This is a genomic window from Prevotella sp. HMSC077E09, from assembly GCF_001814685.1.
In the GTDB taxonomy this organism is placed as follows: Bacteria; Bacteroidota; Bacteroidia; order Bacteroidales; family Bacteroidaceae; genus Prevotella; species Prevotella oris.
Map to the genome: position 1 here is coordinate 72,451 of NZ_KV817592.1, position 13,338 is coordinate 85,788.

At 44.7% G+C, this 13,338-nt stretch carries 12 protein-coding genes and 1 tRNA gene; 11 read left to right on the forward strand and 2 right to left on the reverse strand.

The annotated features are described in order from the left end of the window. Positions 1-253 precede the first annotated feature (253 nt). Together HMPREF2983_RS11590 and HMPREF2983_RS11595 are read right to left on the reverse strand one after the other, a co-directional pair. Positions 254-327, reverse strand: a tRNA-Thr gene (locus tag HMPREF2983_RS11590). 192 nt (positions 328-519) lie between these two features. Then, positions 520-3,069, reverse strand: a complete 2,550-nt coding sequence (locus HMPREF2983_RS11595; protein ID WP_070668579.1) for an endonuclease MutS2 — start codon at positions 3,067-3,069, stop codon at positions 520-522. 123 nt (positions 3,070-3,192) lie between these two features. Between HMPREF2983_RS11595 and HMPREF2983_RS11600 the strand changes: the two genes are divergently transcribed. From HMPREF2983_RS11600 to HMPREF2983_RS11650, 11 genes are all read left to right on the forward strand, one after another. After that, complete coding sequence (locus HMPREF2983_RS11600; RefSeq protein ID WP_070668581.1) at positions 3,193-3,708, forward strand: DUF4199 domain-containing protein; 516 nt, start codon at positions 3,193-3,195, stop codon at positions 3,706-3,708. 18 nt (positions 3,709-3,726) lie between these two features. Continuing rightward, on the forward strand, positions 3,727-4,677 hold the full coding sequence (locus HMPREF2983_RS11605) for a glycosyltransferase family 2 protein (RefSeq protein WP_004372323.1): 951 nt from the start codon (positions 3,727-3,729) through the stop codon (positions 4,675-4,677). Positions 4,678-4,695: 18 nt separating this feature from the next. Then, a complete protein-coding gene (locus HMPREF2983_RS11610; protein ID WP_070668584.1) occupies positions 4,696-5,196 on the forward strand; it encodes a DUF6452 family protein in 501 nt (166 codons plus the stop codon). Then, on the forward strand, positions 5,147-5,839 hold the full coding sequence (locus HMPREF2983_RS11615) for a DUF6048 family protein (protein WP_210400385.1): 693 nt from the start codon (positions 5,147-5,149) through the stop codon (positions 5,837-5,839). The genes HMPREF2983_RS11610 and HMPREF2983_RS11615 overlap by 50 nt, the downstream gene beginning before the upstream one ends. Then, a complete protein-coding gene (locus tag HMPREF2983_RS11620; RefSeq protein ID WP_070668587.1) occupies positions 5,836-6,867 on the forward strand; it encodes an FAD:protein FMN transferase in 1,032 nt (343 codons plus the stop codon). Before HMPREF2983_RS11615 ends, HMPREF2983_RS11620 begins: the two co-directional genes overlap by 4 nt. Positions 6,868-6,873: 6 nt before the next feature. After that, complete coding sequence (locus HMPREF2983_RS11625) at positions 6,874-7,560, forward strand: Crp/Fnr family transcriptional regulator (protein WP_070668589.1); 687 nt, start codon at positions 6,874-6,876, stop codon at positions 7,558-7,560. A gap of 13 nt (positions 7,561-7,573) precedes the next feature. Next, positions 7,574-9,646 (forward strand): M3 family metallopeptidase, encoded by a 2,073-nt coding sequence (locus tag HMPREF2983_RS11630; RefSeq protein ID WP_168166212.1) that lies wholly within the window; start codon positions 7,574-7,576, stop codon positions 9,644-9,646. A 13-nt stretch (positions 9,647-9,659) separates the two neighbouring features. Continuing rightward, entirely contained in the window at positions 9,660-10,112 is a 453-nt protein-coding gene (locus HMPREF2983_RS11635; RefSeq protein ID WP_004376813.1) for a deoxycytidylate deaminase, read from the forward strand. Continuing rightward, positions 10,093-11,799 carry a S41 family peptidase gene (locus HMPREF2983_RS11640; protein WP_018920919.1) on the forward strand — a complete coding sequence of 569 codons (1,707 nt, stop codon included), beginning with the start codon at positions 10,093-10,095 and terminating at the stop codon, positions 11,797-11,799. Before HMPREF2983_RS11635 ends, HMPREF2983_RS11640 begins: the two co-directional genes overlap by 20 nt. Then, a complete protein-coding gene (locus HMPREF2983_RS11645; protein ID WP_070668594.1) occupies positions 11,792-12,322 on the forward strand; it encodes a 5-formyltetrahydrofolate cyclo-ligase in 531 nt (176 codons plus the stop codon). The genes HMPREF2983_RS11640 and HMPREF2983_RS11645 overlap by 8 nt, the downstream gene beginning before the upstream one ends. 345 nt (positions 12,323-12,667) lie before the next feature. Further along, complete coding sequence (locus tag HMPREF2983_RS11650; protein ID WP_004372304.1) at positions 12,668-13,324, forward strand: DUF4476 domain-containing protein; 657 nt, start codon at positions 12,668-12,670, stop codon at positions 13,322-13,324. The last annotated feature ends 14 nt before the right edge of the window (positions 13,325-13,338 follow it).

Consider the following 13,338-nt stretch of genomic DNA (forward strand, 5'->3'; position numbering starts at 1 on the left):
AACAACATTCATGCAAGCCTTTTTCTAACTCTTCTTGTCCTGCCTTTCGTGCATTCTGAACTTTGAAATTTCCATGCCATTGATACCAATATGGCAAATCATAAAACAACAGACCATGGAGATTTCACCGCATAAACCGAAAACAGACCTTGCGAATATCTCTGCGATATGCACAAGGTCTGTTTCTGTTTCATTTCTCTTAGTCTCATAAGAAAAATCGAAAGATGAGACATTCTCTTTGTCTTCATCCTTGAGCCTCTTGTCGGATTCGAACCAACGACCCCGAGATTACAAATCACGTGCTCTGGCCAACTGAGCTAAAGAGGCGGGGTGGGCAAGCTATCCTTATCGCGTCGCTACAACCAAGTACCCTTGCTACGTTCCCATCCTGGGGGATTCCGAGGGAGCTGACCGTAAGGGACTTGCCCATGTTTGCCTTTGAAAGCGGGTGCAAAAATAGTTATTTAATTTGTAAAAGCAAAAAGAAAGATTGGTTATCTCCATTCTTTTAACGTCTGTTTACAAATCAACCACCGTTATTCCGGCACCTCCAAACTGCACATGTTCATCTGCATAATGCTCTACATTGGGCACAGTGGCAAGATATTGCCGAATGAGATTGCGCAGAATTCCATTGCCTTTTCCATGCAGAATGCGCACACGACTCATGCCAACCAGAATGGCATCATCAATGAAATACTGCACTGCATTCAAGGCTTCATCGCCTCTCATGCCACGAACATCAAGATCTTGATGGAAATTCTTCTTATGGTCATCAATCGTATCGCGTGTTGCACGACTTACTTGATAGGCAGTTTCGTTGCTCCGTGAAGGTTCTTCGTTGCTTGATGTCACCGATTCCAAACGATGAAGCCGCATCTTCGAACGCATATCTCCAAAGACAACCGTACACATCTGGCCATCAATCGACTCAATGACACCCGTGGACTTCAATCCCCTGATGCGCACAGTATCACCCACAGCCAAGGTCTTTTCAGCCTTATCGACAGAGAGTTCTGCTGTAAACTCCGTCTGCTTTTGAGGCTGCAAGGCCTTTTCAGCCTTCTCCTGTTTGCGCTTTTCCCTGCGCTCCTTGCGTTGACGAAGCTGCTCAACTTTCTTTTCAAAGTCATCATCCGACAGCAATCCATGGGCTTTCTTGCCCCCGGACGGCTGCTCATCTTTTACTGCCTGTTCAAATTGATGAAGCTCTTCACGTATCTTCTTCGTAGCTTCTTTTTCGGCTTGGCGCTCACGAATTTCACGAATGGCATTCTCTATGCGACGGTTACTCTCACGAAGCAGCTCCGAAGCATCGGCTTTTGCTTTCGCAACTATTTCGCGACGCTGTTGTTGAAGTTCCTTGATTTCCTGCTCATAGCGGGCAATCGTCTTCTCCATATCCTTTTCACGCTGATGAATAGTCTGGCGTTTTCCCTCCCAATACCGTTTATCACGCACAATGTCCTGAAGATACTTGTCACTCTGAATGTAGTCACTGCCCACGATCTCCGAAGCTTCAGCAATGACGTCTTCGGGCAATCCTATTTTCCTCGCAATCTCAATGGCAAACGAACTTCCCGGTCTTCCGATGGCCAATTGAAAGAGGGCACGCATCTCATGGCGGTCGTAGAGCATGGCACCATTGGCTACTCCAGGATGCGTATCGGCGAAATGCTTCAGGTTTTGATAGTGGGTCGTGATGACTCCCCACGCACCTTTACTGCAGAATTTATCCAAGACACTCTCTGCAATGGCACCTCCAATCTGGGGTTCCGTACCTGTTCCAAACTCATCTATCAGTATTAAAGTGCGGTCATTAGCCTGCTTCATCATGTTTTTCATGTTGAGCAGATGCGAAGAATAAGTTGAGAGGTCGTTCTCCAAGCTTTGTTCGTCGCCGATATCAATCATCACATCGTCGAATATTCCACAGGTGGAACGCTCACTGACAGGCACAGGGACACCGCATTGCAACATATATTGCAACAGTCCGACTGTCTTCAGACACACTGATTTACCTCCTGCATTAGGGCCGGAAATCATCAGGATATGCTTCTCTGGCGTCAATGTGATACCTAAAGGAACAATCTTTCCACCACGAGAAGCCAATTGTTTTTCAAGCAAAGGGTGGCGAGCTTCTATCCAATCTATGTGGGGAGTGGCTTTCAGCTGAGGAGATATAGCACGTAAGTTTTTACCCAACTGCACCTTAGCCTGCAGGAAATCCATGACACCTAAGAAGTGGAAAGAGTCGAGAATCTCACGGACATTCGGACGAACATGCTGTGTAAGCGCCGTTAAAATGCGGATTATCTCCTGCCGTTCCTCGCTTTCAAGCTCACGGATATGATTGTTGGCCTCTACAACTTCTGTCGGTTCGACAAACACAGTGCGCCCCGTTGCACTCTCATCATGCACAATTCCATTGATACGACGCTTCAATCCTGGTGCTACAGGGATAACCAAACGACCATCACGCACGGCAGGCGTGACATCTTTATCAACAATTCCTTCAGCCTGGGCAGCCCGAAGAATGCCATGGAGTGTACGTGAAACCGAGCCCTCGGCACGCACTAATTCGCGCCGAATGCGTTGTAACTCCGGCGAAGCAGTATCACGCATATGCCCAAACTTATCAATTACCTGGTCAATACGCTGCACAAGATGGGGGAAAGTGGCTATACCATCAGCCAAAAGAAAGAGTGCCTGCCCTACTCTTTGCTCCGGATTGTCGGGATGAAGTATCTGTACAATCCGATGAATTGTGTCAAGAGAGCGACGAAGATCAAAGAACTCATCCTCCTCCAAATGTGTATTGGCTATGCGTGCACGGCTGACACTCTCGCGCACATCATAAATGTTACTCAATGGAAAATCTGGATTTGCTTCAAGAAGCAGACGCAGTTCGTCGGTCTGTGCATGCCACTCGTTCACGGTCTCTGCATCAGATGAAAAGGTCATCTCATCAACCTGGCTCTTTCCCAAGGACGAAAGGCAACGTTCACGTAACATGGAACGGACTTCTGTAAATCCAATCTTCAGCTCAAAATCTTCAGGATATATCATAACGCTTTTTATCAGTTGCAAAGGTAATAAAAAACTAAAAATAAGACAAAAAGTAAAGATGATATGTATATATATGGTAGAAAAACCTTATCTTTGCATTGTTTATAAACGTAATTTCAGTTGATGATTGATTTTAATGCCATTACTCAGACAAAGGCATTTGCTCGACAGGACGGCGTGTTCTTGAGTATGTTATGGATTGTAACCTTTGCATTGGTGATTTATGCGCCTCAGACAGACCTCGGCGGATTGCTTGTTTTCTCCACCCCTCTCTTTGTAGTGTGGCGAATGATTAAGTTCCGCAACTATGCGCTTGACGGCGTTATGAGTTATCGTAAGGCCCTTGTCTACTGCATTTACACATTCTTTTACGCCTCTCTCCTATTTGGAGCAGCTATCTTTATCTATTTCAGGTTCTTCGATAACGGCCGCTTCCTTGGTGTAATGAATACTGCCGTGCTTCAGATGATGCCTCTTTACAAAGAGAATGGTATCAGTACACAAGGGCTGACCGATGGCTTGACGCTTCTTGAAGCCCTTACTCCCATGGAGCTATCATTTCTGATTATCGTCTATGGAACACTGATAGGTTGGTTCAGTTCTATCTTTATTGCGTTCTTTGCCAAACTCAAACGTTGAATTATTTATTTAGAACAAATGGATATAACAGTTGTTATCCCTCTCTATAATGAGGAAGAATCGTTGCCCGAACTCCATGCGTGGATTAAGCGTGTGATGGAAAGTAATCAGTTCAGTTACGAGATTATTTTCATCAATGATGGCAGTACAGACCATTCATGGAACGTAATTGAGGACTTAGCCGGCAAAAATCCGAATGTAAAAGGCATCAAGTTCCGTCGCAACTACGGTAAGAGTCCGGCCCTTTATTGTGGATTTGCTGAAGCAGAAGGTGACGTTGTCATCACAATGGATGCTGATCTTCAAGACTCACCGGATGAAATTCCAGAACTTTATCGCATGATCATGGAAGAAGACTACGATCTTGTTTCGGGCTATAAGCAGAAACGATACGACCCATTATCAAAGACATTGCCCACTAAACTCTTCAATGCTACGGCACGAAAGATCAGTGGTATTCATAATCTTCACGACTTTAATTGCGGACTGAAAGCCTATAAAAAGGCCGTCGTAAAGAACATTGAAGTCTATGGAGAGATGCATCGTTACATTCCATACCTTGCAAAAAATGCTGGCTTCGACCGTATCACAGAGAAAGTAGTGCAACATCAAGCACGCAAATACGGTAAGAGTAAGTTTGGTTTGAACCGCTTCTTCAACGGCTATTTGGATTTGATTACACTGTGGTTTTTGAGTAACTTCGGCAAGAAACCGATGCATGTATTCGGCTTCTTAGGCAGTGTGATGTTCTTTATTGGTTTCATTGCGATTATCTGCATCGGTGCAGATAAGGCTTATGCGTTGTTCTATCACATTCCACAGCGGCTCATCACCGACTCTCCTTATTTCTTTATTGCGCTGACAATGATGCTTTTAGGCAGTCAGTTTTTCTTAGCCGGCTTCATCGGAGACCTTATCAGCCGACAGAGTCCGAGCAGAAATGACTACCAGATTGAAAAGAAAATCTAACATAACAACTTTGAAGTAATGGAAAAGAACAAATATAGCCAAAAGAAAAGTCTCATGCTCTTAGTGGTCGGAGCACTTCTTATTGCCGGTTGTTCTACGATAGACTGTCCGCTCAACAATCGCGTATACAGTAAATATAAGTTGGCCGGTGATGTGAAAACGCTTAATAGTAAGATGACAATCACGGCCAACCTACACAATGGGAACGACTCCGTCATTATCAACCAAGCAGAGAAAACCGATAGTTTTGAACTGCCCATGAGCTACAGTATGCCCATAGATACTTTCTATCTTGATATTAAAGGGAGTGCACAAAGCTACAGAGATACGATTGCTGTAACGAAGACCGACATGCCACATTTCGAGTCTGTAGACTGTAGTCCGGCTATATTCCACAAAGTAACGGCAATCAATTACACACAACATACTATCGACTCGATTGTCATTAACCAACCAAACGTAACCAACAATGTTACAAAGAGCACTTTCCTTATCTATTTCAAGAGCGCTGATTTTTAGTCTGTTGCTCGTGCTCCCAGTATCCGTTGGTGCACAGCAGAAAAAGAAAATCATTGCGGTTGAACAAGACACAATAGCCTTATTCCGTGGCATTGCGGTGTCTACTGACTTGGTTGGCCCCGCGCAATTGGCTTTTGGCAGTTACGGACAGTATCAGGCCGCGGTACGACTGAACTTGAAAGATAAGTGGTTTCCTATTTTTGAATTCGGTTATGGCAAGGCCGATGCCAAAGATATCACGACGAAGTTGGCTTTCAAAACGAATGCGCCATATGGCCGTATCGGTATGGATTGGAACTTAAATAAGAATAAGCACGACATCTATCGCATTTATGGCGGACTGCGATACGCCTATACTTCATTCAAATATGATGTAGACGGTCGTGGTATTACTGACCCCGTTTGGCGCAATCAGATTGACATTAACGCGCATAATCAGCAAGCAAGCTACCATTGGTTAGAGTTCGCATTCTCCATTGACGCAAAAATATGGGGACCATTGCGAATGGGTTGGAGCGTACGCTACAAGCGAAGACTCTATCATACCCATGCAGATATAGGCGAACCATGGTATGTTCCCGGATTTGGTCGCAGTGGAAACAGTCGCTTAGGCGGTGAGTTCAACATCATTATGGAATTATGAGAAAGGGAAAGAAAATATATATTCAAGCAGCATTCCTGTTATTTTTGGTCGTTGGTACAATCCTAATTATCCGCCAACAGCAGGATATGCCTTACCAACACAATGAAGGCTTTATCTTCGGTACGGTGTATCACGCTACTTACCAGTATGACAAAGATCTCAACAAAGAGATTGTTACCGAGCTAAATAAGGTAGACGAAGAGTTCTCCATGTTCAACAAGCGGTCTATGGTGACTGCTTTCAATCAAGGTCGACAGATAGAAGCCAGCAAGATGTTCATGGAAGTATTGACTCTTTCACAAGCAATCAATAAAGAGACTGACGGTGCTTTTGATATCACTGTAGCTCCTTTGGTGAATGCCTGGGGCTTTGGCTTCAAACATCAGCAGCTTCCCAATCGGCAACAAGTTGATAGTTTGCGTGCTTTAATGGGCATGCAATATATTAAGGTGGAGCATACAGGGGAAAAGAATATCGTTAAAACCGATCACAGAGGCTTGATGCTCGACTTCAGTGCCATTGCAAAAGGCTATGGAAGTGATGCGGTTGCTGCCGTGATGAGACGTCATGACATCAAGAACTACATGATAGAAATTGGTGGAGAAATTGTAACCAGTGGTATAAGTGAGAAGCGCTTGCCATGGAAAATAGGCGTTACCAAACCAAGCGATGACAGTCTTAACACCAATCAAAACCTACAAACGGTACTGAATGTTACCGACAGAGCAATGGCTACAAGTGGGAATTACCGAAATTTCTATTATAAGAATGGCAAGAAACTTGCCCACACCATTGATCCACGTACAGGCTATCCCGTACAGCACAGCCTGTTATCAGCAACCGTTCTTGCCCACAGTTGCGCCGAAGCCGATGGCTATGCCACTGCTTTCATGGTACTTGGCATAGAGAAATCCAAGGCTGTTTTGGATAAACATCCCGAGCTGATGGCCTACTTTATCTATGCTGATAAAGACGGGAAAACAAAAGTTTGGTATTCGCCTTCTTTGGAGAAAACGCTTGTAAAATAACAAACAATGGAGAACGACCTGCAATTATACAGTCAATTATTAAGTCTGCCACTGTTCCAAGGACTTGGCAAAGCAGACTTAGAAGAGGTCGTGACCCACACAAAATTAGGCTTTCACAAATTTGAAACCGGCCAGATTATAGTCTGTGAGAATGACATCTGCAACCAGCTTCATTTTCTTTTGAACGGTCAAATAGAAGTAACAACAGTGTCTGCCGGGCACAGTTATCAGATTACAGAGTCCATTATGGCTCCTGAACTATTACAACCCGAGCGTCTGTTTGGTCTGACACAACATTTTTCCAAGACGTTTAAAGCTTTGTCTACCTGCAACATTCTGACCGTTGAGAAAGATGAAGTCATACGATTAAGTGACAAGTTTCTGATTTTCAGGATAAATCTTCTGAACATCCTTTCCACCTATGCTCAAAAGAATGAACGTATGTTGCTTCGACAACATTCCAACTCTCTTGAAAGTCGCATTATCCGCTTTTTTGCCGACCGTTGTTTACGGCCTGCAGGACGAAAGACCATAAAAATAAAGATGACACAGTTGGCATTAGAACTTAATGACAGCCGACGTGATGTATCGAAAGCATTGAATCATCTGAAACAAAAAGGCATTTTAACACTCAGACGCAATTTTATTGTCATTGAAAAAATTGAAGATGCCTTACAACAAACCCGATTATAAAACAAAAGTTAGTATGAATGAAATAAAAGAGCAAGAAAGAAAGAATCCATTCTTTATAGATTATGGTACGCCACACTACACCGTACCTTTCGATAAAATACAGACTTCTGACTATGAAGAAGCTTTCATGGAAGGCATACGTCGCGACGATGAAGAAATTGACAAGATTGTCAACGACCCAGAAGAGCCGACGTTTGAGAACACAATAGCCCGTGTTGATTTAGAAAACGGCGAGCATTATTATGACCTACTCGACCGCGTTTCAAACGTATTCTCGTGCATGCTGAGTGCCGAAACCAATGATGCACTTGACGCTTTGGCCCAGAAAATGAGTCCTATTCTCACTAAACACGCCAATGATGTCAGCCTCAACAAGAAACTTTTTGAACGCATCAAACATGTATATGACCATCCCAATCGTGAGTTAACCCCCGAAGAGCAGATGTTGCTCAACAAGAGTTACGATGGCTTTGTCAGGAGTGGAGCACTTTTGGACGAAGCCGGTAAGGAGCAACTCCGCAAGATTACCGAGGAAACAAGCATATTGGCATTGCAGTTCTCACAAAACTTACTGAAGGAAACCAAGGCCTATGAACTGCATATTACCGATGAGAAGCTACTTAAAGGACTTCCCGATACAGCCAAGGAAGCAGCCGCACAGACTGCAAAAGAGAAAGAAAAAGAGGGTTGGATATTCACTCTTGACTTCCCAAGCTATACTCCTTTCATGACATACGCTACGCAACGCGAGCTGCGCAAGCAGATGTACATGGCTAAAAACACAGAATGTACACACGACAACAACGAGAATAACCTCGAAATATGCAAGCGACTGATTAATCTCCGCCGTGAGATGGCACAGCTGTTAGGCTTCGAAAACTATGCCGACTACGTTTTGAAACATCGCATGGCAAGCGATACAGCCCACGTGTATCAGCTGCTTAACGACCTCATTGATGCCTATAAACCGACGGCTCTCAATGAAGTGAAAGACATTGAGAACTTGGCTCACAAGTTAGAAGGCGATGATTTTGAAGTAATGCCATGGGACTTCGGTTACTATTCGCATAAACTCCAAATGGAGAAATATAATCTTGATGCCGAAATGCTACGTCCCTACTTTGAGCTTTCAAATGTAATCAAAGGTGTTTTTGGCCTTGCCACCCGTCTCTATGGCATCACATTCAAACCCAACGACAATATTCCTGTCTATCACCCTGACGTAAAAGCGTATGAGGTTTTCGACAAAGACGGCAGTTTTCTTGCTGTTCTCTATGCTGATTTCCACCCTCGCAAAGGTAAGCAAGGCGGTGCGTGGATGACTGAATTCAAAGGGCAATGGATTGATCATAAAGGCAACAACAGTCGTCCTCATGTCAGTTTGGTGATGAATTTCACTAAACCTACAGCCGAAAAGCCTGCACTTTTAACTCTCGGGGAGGTTGAAACATTCCTCCATGAGTTTGGTCATTCCCTCCATGGAATGTTTGCCAACACCCGTTTCGAAAGTCTCAGCGGTACCAATGTATGGTGGGATTTCGTAGAACTTCCGTCACAATTCATGGAAAACTATTCGGTAGAAAAGGACTTCCTCCGCACCTTTGCTTTCCATTATCAAACGGGAGAACCTATCCCCGACGACCTCATCGAGCGCATAATCAAAAGCCGTAACTTCATGACCGCTTATGCCTGCTTACGCCAAGTGAGTTTCGGACTCCTCGATATGGCCTACTATACCCAAAAGAAACCCTTCAACGAAGACATTATTTCCTTTGAAAAGAAGGCATGGGAAAAGGCTATGCTCAACAAGCAATTACCTGATACATGCATGACCGTACAATTCAGTCATATCATGGCAGGAGGCTACGCTGCCGGTTATTACAGCTATAAATGGGCTGAAGTACTTGATGCTGATGCATTCAGTGTATTCAAGAAAAATGGCATTTTCGACCGAAAGACAGCCCAAAGTTTCAGGGATAACATCCTCTCAAAAGGCGGCACAGAACATCCTATGACACTCTATAAACGCTTTCGCGGGCAGGAACCGACAATTAAAGCCCTGTTAGAAAGAAATGGAATTAAATAAAACACATCACAATATGACCGCTGAAGAAAAACAGCAACAATTAGACAACCGCTATCTTCGTATGGCACGGATCTGGGCAGAGAACTCTTATTGCCTGCGTCGGCAGGTGGGAGCCCTGGTCGTTAAAGACAAAATGATTATCAGCGACGGCTACAATGGAACCCCGAGTGGCTTTGACAATGTCTGCGAGGATGCCAACCAAGCAACTTTTCCCTATGTTCTGCACGCCGAAGCCAATGCAATCACCAAATTGGCTCGCAGCAGTAACAACAGTGACGGCAGTACGCTTTACGTGACAGCTTCACCCTGTATCGAATGTGCAAAGCTCATCATACAGGCTGGTATCAGGCGTGTTGTCTATGCAGAGAAATACCGTTTGGAGGATGGTATTCATCTTTTACGCAAAGCAGGAATAGAAGTGATTTACATGGAACAAAAGAATAACTATGGAACAGAAGAAAAATAATCGGTGGATGCCACTCATTATGGCCCTCTGTGTCATTGTGGGTATCTTCATTGGAACCTTTTATGCCAACCATTTCTCGGGCAACCGACTCAACATTATCAATTCTGGCAGCAACCGACTCAATAATCTCTTGCACATCATTGATGATCAGTATGTCGACAAAGTGAATATTGATTCGCTCGTAGACAATGCCATTCCGCAGATACTAAGCGAGCTTGACCCTCACTCTGTCTATATCAATGCCAAGGATGTACAGGCAGCCAACGACGACTTGAAAGGCTCTTTCTCGGGTGTGGGCATTGAATTTACCATCCGACAAGACACCATCCACGTGCAGAATGTCATCAAGAATGGGCCTGCCGACCGTGCCGGCATCTTGGCTGGTGACAAGATTGTGAGTGTTGACGGCAAACCGTTCGTGGGCAAAACCGTTACCAATGAAGAGGCCATGCGCCGCTTGAAAGGGCCTAAAGACACGAAAGTGAAGATCGGAGTAAAGCGTTATGGGCAGAAAGCCATTAAATATTTCACGGTAACACGTGGTGAAATACCGACGAAGAGTATTTCTGCAACCTATATGCTTGACGATAAAACAGGCTATATCCGCATCAAGAACTTCGGCGAAACAACCTATCCCGAACTACTTATTGCATTGGCCAAACTCTCTCAAGAGCGTTTCAGCAACTTAGTCATAGACCTTCGCGACAACACAGGTGGCTACTTGAACAGTGCCGTGCAGATAGCCAATGAGTTCCTTTCGAAGCATAAACTCATCGTCTACACCCAAGGGAGAAAGAGTCCCCGACAGGATTATTTATCAGACGGACGCGGCAGTTATCAGAACATTCCACTCGTTGTGCTCATCAATGAGGGTTCTGCTTCGGCGGCAGAGATATTTGCCGGTGCCATGCAGGACAACGACCGAGCCACGATCATCGGTCGACGTTCGTTTGGAAAAGGCTTGGTACAGCAGCAGATTGGTTTCCCCGACGGCAGTATGATCCGTCTGACGGTAGCCCGATACTACACTCCTTCCGGGCGTTGTATACAGAAACCATACACTAAGGGAGAGGATCCTCAGTATCAACAAGACCTCATGTCACGCTATCAGCACGGTGAGTTCTTCTCGTCAGACAGTATCAAACACACCGGCCCTGCATATCATACGGGTATCGGACGCGTCGTCTATGGCGGTGGCGGTATCACCCCCGACATCTTCGTTCCAGAAGACACTTTGAACATCACCTCTTATTATAAGCAGGCTGCCATGAGCGGACTGATACTCCAGTTTGCCTACACCTATACCGATGACAACCGCATCAAGCTCAACAACTTCAAGGAAATGATGCAGCTTAGTGACTATCTTGCCAAACAGAACATGGTAGATAAGTTTGCCACCTATGCCGACCGTCATGGTCTGAAGCGTCGCAATCTGATGTTACAAAAGAGTCATAAACTCCTCAACCGCTACATCAACAGCCGTATTATCTACAACATGCTTGACGAAGAGGCCTGGAATGAATACATCAACCAAGACGACCCTGTCATCTCAACAGCGCTACGCGTGTTCAGAAACAATGCGGCTTTTCCTAAAAAACCAGAGAAAAAAAGCGCCAAAGGAAAGGTTGCCATAGTGCAAGGCTACAATCATTTCAGCCTGCAACGCCATTTCATCGCCCATGCTTAAAAGCGAACTGCGACAGCAAATGAAAGTCCTCAAGCGACAGTTCACCAGTAACCAACTGCGTGAACAGTCGCTTGTACTCGTCAACAAAGTGCTCCGCCATCCTCGTGTCAACGCTGCAAAGACCATTCTTCTTTACTATTCAATGGCCGACGAGGTTGATACACACAACTTGGTTGACCTGCTTCGCGAGCAAGGAAAAACGGTTTTGCTGCCCGTAACATTAGCGTACGAACTTGAAATCCGACGCTATGAAGGGCCAAAGAGTCTGCAAGAAGGCAGGGCTTTCCATATCATGGAACCCACAGGAGCTGTTTTCACACAACTTCACACCATTGACCTCGTGATTGTTCCCGGTATGGGTTTCGACCCACAAGGCAACCGATTGGGGCGTGGGAAAGGCTATTATGATCGTTTTCTGAGGCTCGTTCCCCAGGCTTATAAGCTCGGTCTGTGTTTCGATTTCCAAAAAGTAGCGTCTGTTCCAACCGAAGATACAGACGTAAGAATGGACGAAATCATTTGAAATCTTACTTCTTAAGATAGCATTAATATAAAGAAAGTATGACAAAATATACATTCCCGGCGGTGGAATGTCTGACAAACATGGCCTGCGCAACTTATACATTGGTATCATGGCAGGCTATAAATTCAAGCTCTGAAGCAAACAGAAAAGTCTGAATATCGGCTGATATAGGGTATCAACTGCGACATATAGGGATTGTTCGCCAAGCATTTAGGGATTTCCCCTCGCCCTTAAAGCCTAACAATTCCTATTTTTGTAGAAAATATAACTGCACTCGACAAATTATGAATTCATTCACTTTGCACTCGTTTGCAATATCTTTGTAAAACATAAAATCATTAGACTATGAAACGAAAACTACAGATTTTAGCATTGATGCTCACACTCTTACTGACGGCTTTCAGCATGGAGGCTACGGCAAAAGACAAGCGAACCGTTGAACGAGGAATGACAAAACAGGAAGTGATGAGCATTCTCGGCACCCCGAAAGCCTCAAGTTTTGACCAAACAGGAACACGTTGGGAATACATCAAAAGCAAGTTGTTGGATCCCTACGATGTATATGTGCGTATCGAATTCGACAACCGCGACCGCGTTGTCAACTATCAGGAGACCATTATCCCAAGGCAGACGGGCAATCAAAACAACACGATCATCGGCAACCCTACTGATGAATTCCGCCGTCCCTACCCCGGTTTCTACGATGATTGTCTAAGTGAAAACGAGTTTACTATACTCTACGACCGAATGAACAAAGCAAACTTCGACGACAACAGAATGGCACTCCTTGAAGTGGCCTGCCTGAGAAGTCTTTTCACTTGCCGTCAAAGTGCGCAATTATTGAAGTTGTTTTCATTCAGCGATGGCAAGTTGAAAGCTCTCCGTTTCATGGCCCGACAGATTGTAGATCCACAGAATGCCTACGTCATCTATCAGAGTTTCACTTTCGACAGCGATAAAGATAAGGCGGCAAGAATTATGCATGAGATGCAGATGCGATAAAGAATGATGCATGA